Here is an 18,671-nt window from a genome sequence, read left to right as displayed (position 1 = left end):
AGGAATCCATGGCTCTGGCCATTTTCGATCTCGACAATACCCTGCTCGCCGGGGACTCTGATCACGCCTGGCTGGAGTTTTTGAGCACCCTGGGCATCGTCGATGGTGAGGAATTGCGGCGCGCCAACGATCGCTATTATCGCGACTATATGAATGGCGAGCTCGACATGGGCGATTTCCTCCGCTTTGTGTTGGCACCCATGGCAGCGCACCCACGACGTCAGTTGGATGCGTGGCACTGCCAGTACATGCAAGAGCGGGTCTTGCCCATGATTACGGATGCCTCTCGCGCCCTGGTGCGCAAACATGCCGACGCTGGCGATACCCTGTTGATCATTACCGCGACGAATCGTTTCGTGACTGCGCCCATTGCGGTGGAGCTGGGCGTTCCGACCTTGCTGGCGACCGAGGCGGAATGCGATGACAACGGCGAGTTTACCGGGCGCAGTTACGGCATCCCGTGCTTTCAGGAAGGCAAGGTGGAGCGTCTGCGCCAGTGGCTGGGCGCCCGGGGCCTACCCTGGGAAGACAGTCTATCCACGGCGTATTTTTACAGCGACTCCCACAATGATCTGCCACTACTCGAGTTGGTGGGAAATCCCGTCGCCGTCGATCCGGACAAGATCCTGTTGGCTACCGCGCAGGAGCGGGGCTGGCCGGTCCTCAGCCTGCACGGGTCCTGTCATCCGGTCACGTAACCCCGTCCTCGGCAAGCAAAGCGGCAACATCCACGGGCACGATGCTGGAGATACCGGGCTCGATCATTGTCACCCCGACCAATTGCTCGGCAACCTGCAGGGTCAGTTGCCGATGGCTGATCAGGAGAAACTGGGTTTCTTTTGCGAGCTCTCGCAATAATCGGCAAAAACGCTCGATATTGGCGTCATCGAGGGGTGCATCGACCTCATCGAGGATGCAGAACGGCGCCGGATTGAGGGCAAAGATGGCAAAAACCAGGGCAATGGCAGTCAAAGCCTTTTCGCCGCCAGAGAGCTGCTGCAAGGTGCTGTTGCGCTTGCCCGGCGGCTGCGCCCGCAAGACCAGTCCAGCGTCCAACGGATCGCCGGCACCAGCCGCCAGCGCCGCCACACCACCGCCAAAGAGCTCGACAAAATATTTCTGCAGCCCACGATTCACCTGCTCCAACGTACGCTGAAAGCGCTCCAGGGTTTCCGCGTCCATGGCCGCCATGGCGCTCTCCAGGCTGAGCAGGGCTTGATCGACATCTGCCACCTGCGCAGCTAAATCGCCCTGACGCTCCTGCAGCTCGGTAAGCTCCTCCTCGGCGGCGAGGTTGACATTACCGAGCCGGGCAATGGCTGCCTGCAGACGCTGCAGCTCCGTTTGTGGGGTGCTGTTTGCGGGCATGGGTCCGGGGTTCTCGCCCAAAATCGCCGCCAGTTCCTGCGCCTTCTGCAGGAGCTCCTGGTGACGTTCCTCCAGATGTGCAAGCTTGGCCTCCTGTTTGGCCCGTTGCACTTCGCTCTGCCGTTGCTGCTGCTGTCCAGCCTGGCGTTGCTGATCCAGAGTGCGAAGCTGCTGCCGTAGCTGTTCGCCCGCTTCCTGTATTTGTGCCAGCCGCTGCTGTGCAGTAATACGGCGGGCCACTTGCAGGCTACGGCGTTCCTCGGCGCCAGGGAGATCTGCCCGCCAACGCCCCTGAGCGCCTTCGAGATCGGCCAGTGCCTGCGTCGCGCGCTCGCCCTCCTCTCTCAGACTTTGCAGGCGCTCCTCGGCCATCCGTTGTTCATTTTCCAGGCGCTGCTGCTCCAGCGCCGCGCGCTGTCCCTCATCGCGCATTCGGGCAAAACGCTGCCGCTGCTCTTGCTGCTCGCGCCGACGATCTTCGAGGCCGCGCCGCGCCTCTTCTTCCTGTTGACGTAGCCCGGACGCCCGCGTGCGCTCCCGCCGCAGCTCTTCATCCAATCCTGCATGGCGCTGTCTGAGTTGTTGCAACTCCACATCCAGATGCTCACATTCTTCACGCTCGGCGGCTGCGCGCTGCTCCGCGGCCGCAAGAGTGCTTTGCCACTCGGCAAGTTTTTCCCGTGCTTGCGCCAGTTTCGTCTGTGCCTCTTGCGCCTGCCGGCGCAGGTTCTGCCCCTGGCCGCGCGCCTGTGTCAATTCCTCGCGGCAGTTGCGCAGCACGGTTTCAGCCAGGGTCGCCTGGCACTCCAAATCCGGCAGCTGTATGCTCAGTTCTTCCAGCTCACGGCGCACGCGCAGCCAACTGGTCGTGTCCTCCTCTGTCCCCAAACGCCATAAACCCGTAGCACAGAGCAATTCGCCGTTGGGGGTCAGCCAATGCTCGCCCACTTGCAACTCCGCGATACGGGCCGTGGCGCTGGGCAAATCGGGGCAACAGCGCAGGCCCCAGAGCCAGGGCAAAAGCGCCTCTTTCCAGGGCTCGTCGAGACGCAGCCGATGCCACAAGGCATCTTCTGGCAAAGATGCGTCTGGCTTTACCGGAGAAATCCATAACCAGCTTCCCGAGCCGGATGGCAGGGTCTCCGTTTCGCTGAGTATGGCGTGCAGGCGTTCGCCCAGTACCAACTCGGTAGCCCGTTCCCATTCCGCATCTACCGCTAATATGCCACTGAGGGCCCGGTCTGCAGCGCTCGGTCCCTTCTTCTGCAGGCCCCGCGCCAAACGTTCCAGGGCATCCCGTTGGGCGCGGCGGCGCTGCAGCTCATCACGCAATTTTTGCCATTCCTCCTGAAACTGCTCGATTGTCGTCGCGAGTCGTGCCAGGTTCTGCTCCGTTGCCGCAAGCGCTGCCTCGACCCGTTCCCGTTCGCCAGTGGCCTCATCCACCCGCGCCTGACGCGTCGCCAACTCCTCTGGAGCAGGGACAGAGGGATTCCCCAGGCGAGCACGACGCTGCTCCATCTCCGCAATCCGCGGCTGCAATTCCCGCCACTGCGCTTCCCGTACTTCCACCTGACGACGCCAGTCCTGCAACTTGTCGCGCACGGCTTGCTGGGCAAGTTCGGCATCGCGGACTGCCCGATCCAGGCGCTCGCGCTCCACGCGCAACTGCTGTTCTTCCGCGCTTCGGACCCGCTCACGCTCCTGTAGGCCCTGTAAGCGGCTCTGCGCCTCCTGCAACTGACGCACTCGTCGTGCTTTCTCTTCCTCGATATGCGCGTGCCGTTCGCGCTCCTCCTTTTGCCTGCGCTGCAGACGTTTTCCTTCTTCCTGCAGACGTTGCCAGTCCTGCTCGGCCATCGTCTGCTCGGCCTGTGCGGCATATTGCTCGGCCTGCGCTTCGCGCAGCTGTTCTTCCTGCTGCGCCAGCTCGTTACGCCGGGCGTCCAGAGCCACATGCGCTCGCAGTTCCTCTTCTTGCATAGCCTGTAATAGGGCCGCAGTTGTGGCGAGCTCGTCCTGCATCTGCGCCTGCTCCGCGGCAACGGCCTCCAAGTGCAGGACCAGTTCCCACCACTGCCAACGCCGCTCTTCTTGGCGCAGTTCCCGCAATTTGCGAGCCTGCTCGGCCTGGCGGGTCAGCCGCTGATACTGCTGTTCCATTTCGCCGTAAATGTCGCGCAAGCGCTGCAAATGCTCGCGGGTCTCGGCAATGCGCTGCTCCGTTTCGCGGCGGCGCTCCTTGTAGCGACTGATTCCGCCCGCCTCTTCGAGCATGGCGCGGAGATCCTCGGGCCGACTTTCGATGATGCGCCCGATGGTTCCCTGTTCGATGATGGCGTAGCTGCTGGCACCCAGACCGGTGCCCAGAAAGAGGTCACCAACATCCCGGCGACGACAGCGGGCGTCATTGATACGGTATTGGCTGTCGCCATCGCGGGAAAGCCGCCGTTGCACGCGAATTTCCGCGCTGGCCGTCCACGGCGCGGGGGCTTTGCCGGTGGAATTATCAAAAAGCAGTTCGACGACGGCCTGTTGCGCGGCCCCGCGGCTCGTGGAGCCATTGGAGATGACATCGGCCATGGCGCCACCGCGCAGTTGCCGTGCGGAAGATTCGCCCAGTACCCAGCGAATGGCGTCGATGATGTTGGATTTGCCACAGCCATTGGGTCCGACGATGACCAGCGGGTTGCGCTGCACATCGATACGGGTGGCGTTGCGGAAGGATTTGAATCCGTGTAGGTGGATGGCGGAGAGACGCATGGGCGCCGGTTTTTGCTATGATAGTGGCCGAACGCACTATCTTGAGGAGAACTTGATGCCCAGTCAACCGAGCCGCGATTTACAGAGCTTTCCCAACCCTTGCCCGGAACGCGATTACCTGGTGCACATGGATCTACCCGAGTTCACCTGCCTCTGCCCACTGACCGGCCAGCCGGACTTCGCGCATTTTCTTCTCGACTTCGTTCCCGACCAACGCAACGTGGAGTTGAAATCCCTCAAGCTGTATCTGTGGAGCTACCGCAACGAGGGTGCCTTCCATGAAGCCCTCAGCAATCGCATCGCCAGTGATCTGGTGCAGTTGCTGGAACCCCGCTATCTGCGCCTGCTGGGACGTTGGTATGTGCGCGGTGGCATCAGCACCGATGTGCTGGTGGAGCATCGGCAACCCGACTGGGACAACCCTTCCCTGCTGATGCAGTTGGGACCGGCGCCGTGGACCCGGCATCAGCCGGGGTATTGAAGCCTGCTCAATTGTTAAAAACCGGCCCTTGTTCCCGAGGAGTTTGATGACAGGGCTCTATTCCAGGCATTTTTTGGTCAGCCCACGTGTAGTCGGCCCGAGAAGATAGAAAAATCAGAACATAATCGGCGTGACCCCAGTATCACGTGGAGATAACCCTTCATATATCTGTTCCGCAGTGGAAACACGGAAGATACGTTATCCTAATTCTTATCTAATTATTAGTTGCTAGCATAGGAATTTACGCTAGGATAAGTATCATTTAGCCAAGCCAAGACGCCCTCATCCTTCGAGCAATAAACGCATACTTTAGTTGTCATAATATTGTAATAATATTGTAATCGAAGATTCACACTAGTGTCACAAACTCCTGTTATGATGTCTAAACATCAGGAACTAGGAGTAAACAGCCATGTTCAGTCGCGGCACTGGTGATACCAACCCATCTCTCAGTAGATCTAGCTTTATTGCAATGCAAGAGAACAACCATCACCGTTTGCGCCTGGACCAGGCATCACTTCTCGGGGTTGTGGGCGAACAAAGGATCACATTCTCTCCAAAGGAATGGTTATTAATCGATTATCTTGTAGCCCGGGAGGGAATCGCTGTCTCCCATGAAAGCCTCTTGCGCGCGCTATTCCGGAATTCCGCGGGCACCAAAAATGCTCTCGCAGTCTATGTCCTCCGTGTCAATCGAAAACTGATAGAAGCGAACTGTTCGCAAAAGATTGAATCGGTTCGAAGCTTCGGATATAGATGGACTTGATGAAAAAGAAATGACACATTGCATGAGAACTAGTATGTTAAATAGAATTTTGTTAACAGTTTCTGCAAAACACACAGAATTAACAGAGAAGTTATTTAACACCATAGAATCATGTATTTTGTGCACTCTATCCAACGATTTCTGTAACACTAAAGGAGTTAACTCATGATCAGCACTTTTCAATTTAAACCGCTACATGCTGCACTGTTATCCATCGGACTGTGTAACTTATACAGCATAGCCCTCGCTAGTGACAGCCAACCAGGAGTTAATGTAGGCGAGGTGAGCAAGGCCTCAAAAGCCGTCACGGATCGGAACAGCTCAGATAGCAAACTTACTCATAAGCAGATTTTTAAATCCACACAATCCCAGGCCGTCCTTGGGAAGCGTGAAATTCAAGGCGTAGGACCCACTGCCGGAGCAGCGCAGGCTCTATCGCTTGCGCCCGGCATAGCTACTCGTGGCTACGGCGGAATAGCATCAACCGCGCGCTATGAAATCGCAGTGCGCGGCGTGAAGGTGGGCTGGTCATCTGTCAACGGTGACGTCGAGCGCAATGGCCTGACGGTATTGTTTGACGGGGTTCCCATGAACAATCTGATTTCTCATAATGGTGGATGGGACTCAAACGAAATTCCTATTCTCCAAATGATACATGGCGTCAACGTAACCTACGGGCCAGGGAATCCAGCCGATCGGTGGTTCGATAGCGTTGGTGGCACCATCAACTTTGTACCACTCCAGCCGTCATTAAAGCCAGGCGCCGAAATTGGTACCACATTTGGCAGTAACGGTACGCTTGGTTACAACTTTGATCTCAAGACAGGAATGTACGATGGATGGTCCGCAGTTCTGGCGGGAGGCTACATCAAAAACAATACGTTCCGTACGGGAACATTCAATGCGCCCTCACAGTCATTCGCCTATTTTGGTAAGGTGACAAAAGCTTTTCAGAACGGTACATTCAGTCTTGGTGGCTACGTTGACAGTTCCCGTGAGTTCAGGCCAAATTTTATCCCTATCGCTCCTATACAGGGCATCACAACCGAAGGCCTGAACGCCAACGCACCCTTGTACAGCCAAGCAACTACTGGGTTCTATTCATCACTCCCGCAGTCAGTATGGTTCAAGCAGCTGAAGGTGCAAGGATACATGCTATACGCAAAGCTCAATACCCATATGAGCAAAGATTTAACGTTGCATGACCTTGCATGGTATCGTCACGGACACAGATTGCATTATCGTATCACGAATTATCAACCAGATAATACAGCTAATTCCGAATATTATAACCCAAGCTCGGATACCTACGGAGACAAGTTGTACTTCACCTGGCATTTGCCGATGAACCTCATAAAAGCAGGAGGATCGTGGATTCAACAAAAATATTCATCGATTTATGCAGGTTATAACGAGCAGCTAGGAACCAGCAGATATTATCCTATTCAGTACAACAGCGATGTTCTTTATAACACATATCTGACTGGCTTTATCCAAGATACCATCACGCCATATGCAGGCCTTAAGATAACTCCTGGATTAGCCGCTGTGCAGTATCAAACCCAAATGTATAACAACGGTAACGAGGCGTTTCCAAATTTGCCAGCTGGCGCGCAGAATCAAACTCTCATCAATAGCTCTTCGGATACAATATCTCGTTTGGAGCCATCCGTCGGCGTGCGCTTCGCGCCGGTTAAATGGGGAGCATTATATGCTCACTATAGCGTATCCTATCAAAACCCAACTGACAATAACTTTGGCGCCTACAACAGCAATGGTGGAACTATTGATTTTAACACGCTTAAGCCTGTGAAAAGCACAGATTATGAAATTGGCGCTAAATTCTTAGTGCAAAATTGGTATTTTTAGCATGACTTCACGTTCAACATAAATTACTACCACGACAGACTAGCCAATGAAACCATTGCAACCTACCTTTCCAATATTGCCCAGACCAAGTTTGCTGCAGCAAATGCAGTAGTGAACGGTGTCACTGTGGCAATAGCAGATAATCCCTCCTGGCACTGGCATCTGTTCGCCAATCTTGGTCTCAATCATTCATATTATACGTCCTACACCCCACAGGGTGGAGGTACCACTTTGCACAATGAAAACGTATCTTATAGCCCAAATCTTACTATGAGTGCGGGCGTTGATTATCGTTATTATTATCACGGCTTTCTTTTCTCTCCGAAATTTGTTGATCAGTATACAAGCTCTCAATATCTGTTCAATAATTTAACTGGTGCGCCATCGCACCGGAAGCAGCCAGGATACAATGTATCTAATCTCATTCTTGGGATAAAAACTAATCGACTAGATTCTTTTATCCCGACGCTGAAAACTGTCAAGCTCTCTGTTGGCTTATACAACCTTTTCGATACGCGCTACAATCCTATCGAGTACATAACCAGTGGCGGATACTTCGGCGGCAACAGCGCTGGTGCCATTCTGGTAGACCCAGGTGCGCCCCGGCAATATTTTGTCACTGTATCTGCAAGATTTTAACGCGTTCATTTAGTCGGTGCACTTACTCAGTTTAACAGGCACCCCCGGCATCGCCGGGGGCTTTTTTGGACTCGTTCGGGGTTGGTAGATCATCACGTCACGAGCACTGCGAGCATCCTGAAGTTTATCGAATCACGATTTGGGCTTGAGCCGCTCAACCACCGCGATCGCAATGCGTACGACATGATGGGTGCCTTTGACTGGTAACAACAACCAGAGAAATTCCATGTGTAATTGATCCTGACAAAGCATGGAAAGCTCATTCTTCCTTGTCCGCAACGTCCGAGGCTCAAACGACTGATAAGTTGATTGATTTGAACACTAGGTCACATTTATAAAGTTATAGTTGTCTATATAATATGAGCTTTGGAGGTGTTATGCCCTACCAACGCTCCCAAGTCCTGGCCACCCTCGCACTTGCGCCACCGGCGCAGCTCAGGGAGCTCGCGACCTGGGTTCCGGACTGGCCAAGCTATGAGCTGCTGCTGGGTCCACAGCTCGGTACTCTCTTGCTACCCGCACGAGCCGATGTTGAGGGCGATCCATTTTGTCTGACGGATCTTCTCGTCACCCAAGCTCATATCCGTGATGCCCGCGGGTACGAGGGGTTGGGCTGGCTCTTGGGAGATGATGCCGAGCATGCCCTTTGGATTGCTCGCTGGGATGCATTGTTGCAGGACACATCGAGCTGGGAGAGCTGGGGGAGACTTTTGATGGAGGCTCTACAAAAGTCCATAGACGACGATAACGCGTGCCAGCACGCGCAATATCGGGCCACGCAGGTGGACTTCTTCAATCTGGAGAACATGGAATGACGCGGGTACACCAGGATCAACGAAGCTTCCGCAGTTTGCTCGCTGCGATGAGCCGGCCGGGAATCCCACAACGGTTGCCGGATGCGGACACCTTTCCTTTCGGCAGTCTTGGGCTTGTTCTTTCCTGTCTACTGGACAGCGCGACCAGCATCTGCCTCTGGCCAGGCCTCGACAAGGAATTGGAAAACTGGGTTGCTGGTCTGAATGCCCGCAGAGCGTCCAACCTGCCCGCAGATTTCGTACTGGCGCGCGCGGCCGACTGGGATTGGTCGGCCCTGGATGACCTACCTCAGGGCAGCGAGGAGGCACCAGAAAACAGCGCGACCCTGCTCTGTTGGGCACTGCGCGGTCCAGGTCAGGATTATGTACTGCAAGGGCCGGGCATTAACGGTCAACTGACGACTTGGCTACCGCTAGCACCTTCCTTTCTTATGGCCTGGGAACGCAATCACGCCCGCTATCCGCAAGGGGTGGATGTCATACTCTTGCTACCGGACGCCTGCATTGGCCTGCCGCGCAGCACACAGATAGGACTACCCTGATGAGCTATGTAGCCAGCAAAGGGGGCGAGGCAGCCATCGACCAGGCACACCGCCTGGTGGCCCAGGAGATCGAAGGAAGGATCGACGACACAGCGCGCATTACCGAGACCCTGCGCTCCCAGCGCAAAGCCATCGATCGGGTCATGGCCGAGGCTGCTCTCCACGCACCGAAACTCGCGGCGCAGGCACTCCTACAGGGACAAGGAGATGTTCTCGAAGCGGTGTTTCTGCTGCGCGCCTATGCCGCCACCTTGCCCCGACTGGGGGAGGCACTGCCAATAGCTCTCGACGACGCCCGTGCAGAGCGACGGATTTCGGCGGTATTCAAGGACCTGCCGGGAGGACAGCGCCTTGGTGCCACCTACGATTACTCGCATCGCTTGATCGGATTTTTCGCCGGGATGGAATTGCCGCAGCATGATTTGGAGTCCAACGCCAAGCATGGCGAATCCGGTAATCTCGCGGAAATCCTTACGCGCGAGGGAATACTGGAGGCCAGCAGTGCTAATGAAAAAGGGCCGGCCGTCCCGCCCGATCTACGCGAGGAGCCTCTCCAATTCCCTGCCCCGCGGGCCTTGCGCCTGCAAGCGCTGGCCCGGGCCGATGAGGGGTTTGTACTCGGTCTGGCCTATTCCACACAACGCGGCTATGGACATACCCATCCGTTTCTGGGGGAATTGCGCAGCGGTCCGGCGCGGGTCTATGTGCAACTACCGGGAATTGTCGAAGCGGTCTGCATTGGCGAAGTGCATGCCGTCGAGGCAGAAACCGTGCACCAGCCAGCGACGGAACAGGCACAGTTCACTCGCGGTTATGGCCTGCAATTGGGCGGCAACGAGCGCAAAGCCATTGCCATGGCGCTGGTGGATCGCGCCCTGCGCGGCGCCGAGCTGGGGGAGGAGTGCAACGCTCCAGCGCAGGATCAGGAGTTTGTGCTGGCCCACGGTGACAACGTGGCAGCCATGGGCTTTCTGGAACACCTGAAGCTACCCCACCATGTAGATTTTCAGAGTGAGCTGCAGACCCTGCGCAATCTGCGGCAGGAAACCCTGAAGGACCCGGCGGCAGGAGCCGATGATGCAAGTGTCGTATAATTTCGCGTATCTGGATGAGGGCAGCAAACGTGCCATCCGCCGCAAACTGCTCAAGGCGGTGGCCATACCCGGTCATCAGATCTCTTTCCCCAGCCGTAATCTTCCCCTGCCCTATGGCTGGGGGACCGGAGGCATTCAGGTCACCGCGGCCATCCTGGGTAGTGACGATATCCTCAAGGTCATCGATCAAGGGGCGGACGATACCACCAACGCCATCTCCATTGCCCGGTTTTTTGCCCGCACCGCCGGGGTAAGCCGCAGCACCCGAAGCGACGAGTCGACTATCATCCAGACTCGCCACCGTATTCCAGAAACGCCCCTGCGCGAGGGACAGATCATGGTCTATCAGGTGCCCATGCCGGAACCCTTGTTCAAACTCGAAGCCCGGCAGACGGAAACCCTCCGCCTGCACGCCTGGGGAGATTACAGCCTCATGTATTTATCTCTTTTCGACCAGGTGGCGCGCCAGGGGCGTATCACCGTGAGTTACGATTACCCGGTCCTGGTCCATGGCCGGTATTTGATGTCTCCGTCTCCGATTCCGGCCTTCGATCTCCCGAAGCTGCATCAGAGCGCGGCTTTGCACCTTTTTGGCGCGGGACGGGAGCGTCGCCTCTATGCCGTACCTCCTTACACCAACGTTGAGCCTCTGCAGTTTTCCGACCATCCCTTCTGTCCCGAGTGGGAGCAACCGCCCTGCCATCGCTGCGGCAGCACAGAATCGTATAAGGACGAGATCATTCTGGACGATGCGGGCCGAAGACAATACGTCTGCTCCGACACCGATTATTGCCAGCGGAGAATAGAGGGATGACTCCGCAAATCGAGCCCTCCCTGCGCGCGCAGGACTTGGATTTTGCCTTTGGCCAACGCAAGGTGCTTCACGACGTGCATCTCGAACTCTATCCTGGTGAGGTGCTGGCCATCGTGGGCGAAAGTGGATCGGGGAAATCCACCCTGCTGCGACTGCTGCATGGCGATCTGCGGCCGAGTCGGGGGGTGGTGGAGGCTGATGATGGTCATGGCCGACGCTGCGATCTTGCCGAACTACGACAACAGGAACTGCGTCAATTGCAGCGCAGCCGCTGGGCGCTGATGACGCAAAACTCCCGCGATTCCCTGCGCATGCAGCATAGTGCGGGGGCCAACATTATCGAGCGTCGGCTGGCGCAGGGGGAACGTTCCTACGCCCGTCTGCGGGCGGAGGCAAAGGACTGGTTAGCGCGGGTGGAGATCGATCCTGACCGCATCGATGACACGCCCCAGCAATTTTCCGGAGGCATGCTCCAGCGCCTCCAGCTTGCCCGGGTGTTGATCAGTCGGCCCAGTATCCTGTTACTGGACGAGCCCACCAGCGGTCTCGATCTTTCCGTACAGGCAGCGGTTCTCGACCTGATCCGCAAGTTGGTCCAGAGCAGTGCCATGGCCGTTGCCCTGGTCACCCACGATCTGGGCGTTGCCCGCCTCCTCGCCCAACGGCTAATCATTCTGCAGGGTGGGCGAGTGGTGGAGGCAGGCCTGGTAGACCAGGTGTTGGAGGATCCGCAACATCCCTATAGCCAACTACTGGTCGCCTCGGTTCTGACCCTATGAATCTGCTCGAAGTGGAGTCCCTGGAAAAGACTTTTACCCTGCACTTGCGTGGCGGGCAGCGCTTACCCACTCTGCGCGCCCCAGATTTCCAGTTGCAGGCCGGCGAATGCGTGGCCCTGCGCGGGCCCTCCGGTGCCGGCAAGTCGACCCTCCTGCGTTGCGTTTTCGGTAGCTACCGGGTGGATTCCGGTAGCATTTATCTACATCACCAACAGCAATGCCTGGAACTCTCTCGCGCCGACTCCCGCAGCATCCTGGATGCGCGACGCTGGAGCATGGCGTACGCCAGCCAGTTTCTGCGGGTGATCCCCCGCGTATCGACCCTGGCGATCGTCGCCGAGCCAGCGCTATTACAAGGAAAATCCGACACAGAGGCGGCGGCGCGGGCCCGCGAGTTATTACTGCGCCTGAATATTCCGCTGGCGCTGCACCATTTGCCCCCCGCCAGCTTTTCCGGCGGCGAACAACAACGGGTGAATGTCGCCCGTACCCTGATCGGCACCCATCCCCTGCTCCTGCTGGATGAACCGACGGCTTCCCTGGACCCCGCCAATGCCGCCCTGATTCTTGCTGAAATTCGGCGTGCCAAGGAGAATGGTCGTAGCATTCTGCTCATCTTGCACGACCCGCAACAGATTCGAAAGCTTGCCGACCGCGAACTTATCCTTGCCGCTGGAGATGCCTGCTCATGAAGATCCGTGGATTTCGCAACGCCCGCCTGGTTCTGCCCGATGAAGTCGTGCTTGGTTCGTTACTGCTGGATGATGACGGCAAGATCCGGATCCTGGACGAGGGACCATCGAGTAGCTCGGAACTCCTCGACTGTGCCGGCGATTTCCTGCTTCCGGGCCTGGTGGATATCCATACGGACAACCTGGAGCGGCAGGTACAGCCGCGGACGCAGGCCCGTTGGCCCTCGCGCTCGGCCTTTCTAGCGCACGATGCCCAATGCATCGCGGCAGGAATCACCAGCGTTGCCGACGCCCTCTGCGTTGGTGACGCCGGCTTCGAGGCGCAGCGGGTGCAGACCTTACGCGACGCACTGGTCGACCTGCAACAGTTGCGCGCTGGCGATCAGTTGCGCGCCGAGCATTTTCTGCATCTCCGTTGCGAATTGCCGGTGGCCAATCTGCCGCAGTTGCTGCAGGAAAGCCTGGCGGCAGGACCCGTGCAGATGCTCAGTCTGATGGATCACACGCCGGGAGTGGGACAGCACACCAATCTCGAAAAATTCCGCTCGGGGCGCCGCGCGGAGGGTTTGAGCGAAGAGGAGTTGGAGCAGCGTATCGCGGAATCACAGGAAAGGCACCATCGCTATAGCGCCCAGAATCGCGCTTTCATTCTCGAGCTGCTACGCGACCGGCCTCTACCGGTAGCGAGTCACGACGATGTCACTCCAGAAGAAATCGAACGCAACGCACGCGATGGCATTCGTATCAGCGAGTTTCCAGTAACTCTTGCCGCTGCTCGGCATGCCGTGGATCTGGGCATGGCGACGGTGGCCGGCGCCCCCAATCTGGTGCGCGGTGGCTCCCACTCCGGCAATGTGGCGGTGGCTGATCTGGTGCGGGAGGGCGTAGTCAGCGCCCTGGCCTCTGACTACTACCCGAGCTCCTTACTGGAGGCAGCTTTCCTCCTGGCCGAGCAGAAGCTCGCCTCCCTTCCGCAGGCCATAGCCATGGTCACCAGTAGTCCAGCAAGACTATTGGGTCTGGAAGATCGCGGAAGTATGACCCCCGGACAGCGCGCAGATCTGCTGCGCGGGCGCTATCAGGACGGGCTGGTGACCCTGCGCGGAGTCTGGCGTGCGGGCGAGCGCGTCGGTTGAGAACCATGCGTGTCGCTCTCTACTATTTGCCGTTGGCCGATGATCCGCTGTGGGAGTGCGGAAGTCGTTGGCTGGGCTGGGACAGCCGTACAGTGTGCGCAGTCTCCCGACCCCATCCACAGGTACCGGCGGGGCGCGCCCAAGCTTATGGTTTCCACGCCACCATCAAGGCGCCCATGCCTCTCCAGGGCACTCTCGCAGATCTCGAAGCAGCGACCCGCTCTCTGCTGCAGCAGCATGAGCCGTTTCGTCTTCCGGATTTGCGTCTGGTGCTGGACGATGCCTTCCTGAGCCTGCGTTTGACGCAATCCTGCCCGGAATTGCATGCCCTGGCCGATGCCTGCGTTCGGGAACTGGACTCTTTCCGCCGTCCCTACAATGAGGAAGAGTTGCAGCAGCGATCCCGCGCCAGCTACAGCGAGCGCCAGCGAGCGCAGTTGCGGCAATGGGGGTATCCGCATGTCTTTACCGATTTTGTCTTTCACCTGACCCTGAGCGATGCAGTTCCCAAGCCCGACGCTTGGCTGCCGCAGACACAGGAATTTTTCTCGGAGGTACTCCTCCGTCCCCGCTTTTTGCGCTCCCTTGCGCTCTTGGTGCAAGACGATGCCAAAAATCCCTTTCGGGTCATCGCGGAAATTCCTTTGGGGGCCCGCGGATGAAATCATCCTTCGTCTGGGTGGCCGGCCCCTCCGGCGCAGGGAAAGATACCCTGCTCCGCCTTGCTCAGGAGGCCTTATGCGATGATCCCCGCGTTTATTTTGCCAGACGCTTGGTGACCCGGCCGCAGCCCGCCTGGGGAGAAGAATACGTACCGCCTGAAGAACTCACGGCCCTGGAAAAACAGGGCCGGCTTGCCCTTTCCTGGCAGGCACATGGCTGGGAGTACGCGCTACCCTGGTCGGCATTACCCCAGGATGGTCGCCTGGTAGTGGTCAGTGTATCGCGCCAGACCCTGCTCAGCTTGCGCCAGACTCTGGGGGGCAGCACGATCCTCATCGATGCCGACGCGCAGATTCGTCGCGAGCGCCTGCTGGCGCGGAATCGGGAATCTACCGACGCGATTTCCGAACGCCTGGCACGCCAAGTTCCTCTTGGCCCAGACGTGGTGGATTTTCCTATCTCCAACAACGGTGCCGTGGAAGATGCCCTGACGGATCTGCTCACGATCCTGCGGAATTTGCTAGACTGACTGCCATGCCCGTACATATCACCAACTTTCAGAACGGCATCAGCATCTGGAAACAGATCGCCGACGATCTTTACGCACGCATCGAGGCCAAGGAGTGGCCGAGCGGCGAACGCTTGCCGAGTGAGCAGTTTCTGGCCGAGGAATACGGCGTCAATCGTCATACCCTGCGCCGCGCATTGCAACAGCTTTGTGAATTGGGTGCGGCAGAAACCCGGCATGGTATCGGGACTTTTGTCGCCCAACCCCAGTTTGATTACCAATTAATGCAGCGTCCGCGTTTTTCTGAATGGGTCAAGAAATACCAGAAGCCTGGACACAATCAGATACTGGAAGCACAAATTCTGGACCTGGCGGATTTGCCCGAGCTGCGCCGTATCCAGTCCTATGGCGTTTTCCCAGATTTTCCGCGGGTCGCCATGGTCAAGACCCTGGGCTTCGTCGGGAACGAACCCATCTCCGTCGCCCGTCATCTCTTCTTTGGCGAGCACTTGCTGCCACTGGTGGAGGACCTGCGTGCCGGGCGCGGGATTACCGAGTCTCTGCGCCTGCGTGGCGTGCAGGATTACACCCGCATGCGCTCCACCATCCAGTCGTCTCTAGCACAAGCCAGCGAGCGCGAGCTCCTGCAATTGGCAAAGGGCGAATGTCTGTTGCTTTGTGAAAACGTCAACGTCGATCCTGCCGGGGTCGGTATCGAGTTTTCTACCGTACTGTACCCTGCCTCCCGCGTGCGGCTGGTCTACGAACCCGGCTAATTCAAGCCCACACAGATCGACGGTGCCGTTTACGCCCGGAAACGCTCCGGACGATACGGCCAGGGATCCACAAAGGGGTGCGCGTCATTCTCCAGCATCTGCGCCACCAGGCGGCCGGTACTCGGTCCCATGGTCAGGCCCTGGTGGCAGTGCCCAAAAGCAAGAAAGATGCCTGGCTGCTCCCGCAGCGGACCGATGATAGGTAGCATGTCCCCCGTACACGGACGATGTCCCAGCCAGGGTTTGGGGTCCAGGGGACGCCCCAGACCCGGGTAGAGCTTACGCGCCGCCGCCTCCGCCAGGCTTAGCTGGCGCAACGATGGTGGGTCATCCCGCCCGGCAAATTCGGCCCCGGTGGTCAGGCGCAGACCGTGGCGCATCGGTGCGAGTACATAACCCGCCTCGCTATCCAATACCGGCAGCGGCAGTCCCGGCTCTGCGCTTTGGGTATAATGCTGATGATAGCCCCGTTTAACGAACACTGGAGCCTGATACCCCAAGCGCTTAGCCCAATCTACCGTCCAGGCGCCCATGCTGAATACCAGCCAGGGAGCTTCTCCTGATTGTTTCTCGCCGCGGATACGCCAGCCGTGCGCGGTCTTTTCCAGTTCTTTGATGCCCTCCAAGACAAATTCGCCGCCCTGCTGTTGAAAGGTCCGCAAATAGGCCTGGGACAGCGCGACCGGTTCGATCAGTGCCAAAGGCTGGGTCCAGTGAATGGCGCCAGCGAGACCAGCGCGCAGCATGGGAAGGTGCTGTTTCAGCGCATTTTCGTCCCACAAGACATATTCCACGTCAAAGTGCAGTTTTTTATAGGCGGCCGCCGCCGACTCCGCCGCCAAATGTTCCGGCTTCTGAAAGGTTTGTACCCAGCCCCCCGGCCGATACAACTCGCTGGCATCGGTCACGGCTGCCAGTGCCAGGTGGTCCTCCAGACAATGGCGAATGAGCGCTCCGTAGTCCTTGGCACTGCGTTGCAGACGATCAGGACGAGATGCGCGCCAATAGCGCAGAAAGGCGGGTGCCAGAGGCGGCAAGGCACGAAACCGGTACTGTGCACGACTGCTGCGATTGCCGGCGTAATGCCAAAGTTCATGAAGATCCCGCGGAAAGGGCTGGGGGAACACCGCCTCGCGTTGAATGAGTCCGGCATTGCCATAAGAGGTCCCCTCCCCCGCTGGCTGGCGATCCCAGAGTTGCACCTGCCAACCACGCAACTGCAACTGTAGCGCTATCGAGAGACCCACAATCCCCGCACCCGCCACCATCACGGACTTTGCCATAGCGCCGCCTCCCAGCCAATAAGCCAGAATTCAGAATAGCACAGACAGGAAGCAACGGCGGGAGTGCCCTAGCGGAAGCGCCTGAGCGGGACCTGCCGGGTGGCAGGCCCCGAATCATCACAGCGAAAAACTGCGCGGGCGCTGCCCCCAGTCGAACGCTCCGAGCATGTCGTAGGCATCGCGGTCGCGATGATTAAGTGGCGCCAAGCCAAAGCGGGTCTCAATGAACTTGAGGATACTGGCCGTACTCGCCAGATGGTGGTCCACTAGACCCTGACGCGCCCAGGGACTGATCAGCAGTGCCGGAATGCGGGTACCGAAGCCGTACTCATCTACCACCTTGGGTGGCAGCGAGTCCCAGAAACCGCCGCCCTCGTCATAGGCGATGAAAATGGCGGTCTTTTCCCAGGCTGGCCCCTCTCCTACCGAACGAACCAAGCGCTCGACCCACTCCATCCCCACTGCGGAAGCAGAATCGGCAGGATGTTCGTCATGCGCAGCACTCGCCTTGATGAAGGATACCCCAGGCAGTTTGCCCTGCCGCGCATCTTCCAGAAAGTCGTCGGCGTCGCGCATGTGCCCATCCCGAACGTAATCAAACCAGCGCGGATAATATTGGAACGGATTGTGGTGGGCGACGTAGAGCTGCGAGGTTTCCACCACAGCAGAGCCATCTCCTGGACCAAAGGCGGTTTTCAAGGCCCAGGGCTTTACCCGATTCCAGTTTTCGTTATACCAGGCCCAATCGACCTTGGCGGCGTTGAGGCGATCGCCAATGTTGTCGTAGGTCTGTGCGGCGGGAGGCGGGCTGATCTTCAATACCTTTGGCTCACCGGCGTTGGTCGGACCCTGCAGCGGCGGCAGGTCGTTCACCATCACCCGACGATGGTCGTAAGGCAGGTCGAAGAAGGCATGCTGCAGACCGGCTTCATGAGGGTCGAAGGGCGCAACATTTTCGTCTGGGACAGTCGGATTGACGCAAGAGCGGCACGCCGCCAGATACAGCGCATTTCCCGTACTCCCACCGCTCATGGCCTGATAGAAATGATCGAAGAGCACATATTCATGCGCCATGCGGTGGTAAAACGGCAGGTCCGCCGCCTCATAATAGCCCAGCACCGGGCCGCTGGGCCGGGCCAGATCAAAGGCAATCTGCGCCGGCGTCATCTTGCGAAATTCATCGCGGCTGAGGTGCGTGTGGGCGCCACCCGCCAGCGCCACGAAAAGATCCATCTTACCGTTGTTGACCTCTGCCATCATGCGGAAGAAACGGTGCTTGGGATCCCAGCGCACGTTACCATTGGCGGGGATGTACGGCGCCAGATGAAATGGCTGGTTGGGCAGACTCGCCTGAGTAAAAGCCGGAATTTCCGTGGGTAATGGCAGATTGGCGTACGGGATGCCCGCGGGATTTTTTTGCAGGTTGGTAAAGCGCGGATCGATTTTTCCGGCAGCGTCCAAAAGATTGACCACCTTTTGGCCATTACGCGGCTGAAATGTCCCGAAGTAATGATCAAAACTCCGGTTTTCCTGAAAAATCACGACGACATGCTCGATCTTGCTGCGCAGCATCTGCTCACTGCTGCCGCCAGCCGCATGGGCCACACCCAACAGATGCGGGCCAGCAACGGCGGCACCGGCACCCAGACCCAGATGCTTCAAAAATGAACGACGATTCATGGA

General features: G+C 58.0%; 18 protein-coding genes. 15 read left to right on the top strand and 3 right to left on the bottom strand.

The window, feature by feature from the left end:
* The first annotated feature begins 8 nt into the window (after nucleotides 1–8).
* Nucleotides 9–698, top strand: coding sequence for a histidinol-phosphatase (locus tag ACQAYK_RS05655; RefSeq protein ID WP_215871413.1), 690 nt, complete (start codon nucleotides 9–11; stop codon nucleotides 696–698).
* Here the strand turns inward: ACQAYK_RS05655 and smc are convergent.
* On the bottom strand, nucleotides 691–4,131 hold the full coding sequence (gene smc / locus ACQAYK_RS05650; RefSeq protein ID WP_215871412.1) for a chromosome segregation protein SMC: 3,441 nt from the start codon (nucleotides 4,129–4,131) through the stop codon (nucleotides 691–693). The genes ACQAYK_RS05655 and smc overlap by 8 nt on opposite strands.
* 55 nt (nucleotides 4,132–4,186) lie before the next feature.
* Between smc and queF the strand changes: the two genes are divergently transcribed.
* The 14 genes from queF (at nucleotide 4,187) to ACQAYK_RS05580 (ending at nucleotide 15,705) form a co-directional block, all read left to right on the top strand.
* Nucleotides 4,187–4,612 (top strand): preQ(1) synthase, encoded by a 426-nt coding sequence (gene queF / locus ACQAYK_RS05645; RefSeq protein ID WP_215871411.1) that lies wholly within the window; start codon nucleotides 4,187–4,189, stop codon nucleotides 4,610–4,612.
* A gap of 412 nt (nucleotides 4,613–5,024) precedes the next feature.
* Complete coding sequence (locus ACQAYK_RS05640; protein ID WP_215873337.1) at nucleotides 5,025–5,378, top strand: winged helix-turn-helix domain-containing protein; 354 nt, start codon at nucleotides 5,025–5,027, stop codon at nucleotides 5,376–5,378.
* Nucleotides 5,379–5,543: 165 nt separating this feature from the next.
* On the top strand, nucleotides 5,544–7,247 hold the full coding sequence (locus ACQAYK_RS05635) for a TonB-dependent receptor (RefSeq protein WP_483168012.1): 1,704 nt from the start codon (nucleotides 5,544–5,546) through the stop codon (nucleotides 7,245–7,247).
* Between the two features lie 126 nt (nucleotides 7,248–7,373).
* Entirely contained in the window at nucleotides 7,374–7,886 is a 513-nt protein-coding gene (locus ACQAYK_RS05630) for a hypothetical protein (RefSeq protein WP_483168011.1), read from the top strand.
* Nucleotides 7,887–8,263: 377 nt separating this feature from the next.
* The gene (gene phnG / locus ACQAYK_RS05625; RefSeq protein ID WP_215885784.1) at nucleotides 8,264–8,701 is read left to right on the top strand and encodes a phosphonate C-P lyase system protein PhnG; all 438 of its coding nucleotides are present in this window, start codon (nucleotides 8,264–8,266) and stop codon (nucleotides 8,699–8,701) included.
* Nucleotides 8,698–9,243, top strand: coding sequence for a phosphonate C-P lyase system protein PhnH (gene phnH, locus ACQAYK_RS05620; RefSeq protein WP_215873334.1), 546 nt, complete (start codon nucleotides 8,698–8,700; stop codon nucleotides 9,241–9,243). Before phnG ends, phnH begins: the two co-directional genes overlap by 4 nt.
* Nucleotides 9,243–10,337, top strand: coding sequence for a carbon-phosphorus lyase complex subunit PhnI (locus tag ACQAYK_RS05615; RefSeq protein WP_215873333.1), 1,095 nt, complete (start codon nucleotides 9,243–9,245; stop codon nucleotides 10,335–10,337). The genes phnH and ACQAYK_RS05615 overlap by 1 nt, the downstream gene beginning before the upstream one ends.
* Complete coding sequence (locus tag ACQAYK_RS05610; RefSeq protein WP_215873332.1) at nucleotides 10,318–11,151, top strand: alpha-D-ribose 1-methylphosphonate 5-phosphate C-P-lyase PhnJ; 834 nt, start codon at nucleotides 10,318–10,320, stop codon at nucleotides 11,149–11,151. The genes ACQAYK_RS05615 and ACQAYK_RS05610 overlap by 20 nt, the downstream gene beginning before the upstream one ends.
* A complete protein-coding gene (locus ACQAYK_RS05605) occupies nucleotides 11,148–11,930 on the top strand; it encodes an ATP-binding cassette domain-containing protein (protein ID WP_215873331.1) in 783 nt (260 codons plus the stop codon). The genes ACQAYK_RS05610 and ACQAYK_RS05605 overlap by 4 nt, the downstream gene beginning before the upstream one ends.
* The gene (gene phnL, locus ACQAYK_RS05600; protein WP_215873330.1) at nucleotides 11,927–12,622 is read left to right on the top strand and encodes a phosphonate C-P lyase system protein PhnL; all 696 of its coding nucleotides are present in this window, start codon (nucleotides 11,927–11,929) and stop codon (nucleotides 12,620–12,622) included. The genes ACQAYK_RS05605 and phnL overlap by 4 nt, the downstream gene beginning before the upstream one ends.
* Nucleotides 12,619–13,758, top strand: coding sequence for an alpha-D-ribose 1-methylphosphonate 5-triphosphate diphosphatase (locus tag ACQAYK_RS05595; protein WP_215873329.1), 1,140 nt, complete (start codon nucleotides 12,619–12,621; stop codon nucleotides 13,756–13,758). The genes phnL and ACQAYK_RS05595 overlap by 4 nt, the downstream gene beginning before the upstream one ends.
* 5 nt (nucleotides 13,759–13,763) lie before the next feature.
* Nucleotides 13,764–14,420, top strand: coding sequence for a DUF1045 domain-containing protein (locus ACQAYK_RS05590; protein ID WP_226827176.1), 657 nt, complete (start codon nucleotides 13,764–13,766; stop codon nucleotides 14,418–14,420).
* Nucleotides 14,417–14,950 carry an AAA family ATPase gene (locus ACQAYK_RS05585; protein WP_215873327.1) on the top strand — a complete coding sequence of 178 codons (534 nt, stop codon included), beginning with the start codon at nucleotides 14,417–14,419 and terminating at the stop codon, nucleotides 14,948–14,950. Before ACQAYK_RS05590 ends, ACQAYK_RS05585 begins: the two co-directional genes overlap by 4 nt.
* A 5-nt stretch (nucleotides 14,951–14,955) precedes the next feature.
* Nucleotides 14,956–15,705, top strand: a complete 750-nt coding sequence (locus tag ACQAYK_RS05580; protein ID WP_215873326.1) for a GntR family transcriptional regulator — start codon at nucleotides 14,956–14,958, stop codon at nucleotides 15,703–15,705.
* Nucleotides 15,706–15,734: 29 nt separating this feature from the next.
* Here ACQAYK_RS05580 and ACQAYK_RS05575 read toward each other — a convergent pair whose 3' ends face one another.
* Both ACQAYK_RS05575 and ACQAYK_RS05570 read right to left on the bottom strand, forming a co-directional pair.
* On the bottom strand, nucleotides 15,735–16,988 hold the full coding sequence (locus ACQAYK_RS05575) for an NAD(P)/FAD-dependent oxidoreductase (protein ID WP_215873325.1): 1,254 nt from the start codon (nucleotides 16,986–16,988) through the stop codon (nucleotides 15,735–15,737).
* 117 nt (nucleotides 16,989–17,105) lie between these two features.
* A complete protein-coding gene (locus tag ACQAYK_RS05570) occupies nucleotides 17,106–18,668 on the bottom strand; it encodes an alkaline phosphatase family protein (protein ID WP_226827144.1) in 1,563 nt (520 codons plus the stop codon).
* Between the last annotated feature and the right edge of the window lie 3 nt (nucleotides 18,669–18,671).

Source organism: Acidithiobacillus sp. AC3 (genome assembly GCF_050261095.1).
Taxonomy (GTDB): domain Bacteria; phylum Pseudomonadota; class Gammaproteobacteria; order Acidithiobacillales; family Acidithiobacillaceae; genus Igneacidithiobacillus; species Igneacidithiobacillus copahuensis.
The sequence above is the reverse complement of the archived record's forward strand: the minus strand, read 5'-3'. Positions and strand labels throughout refer to the sequence as shown.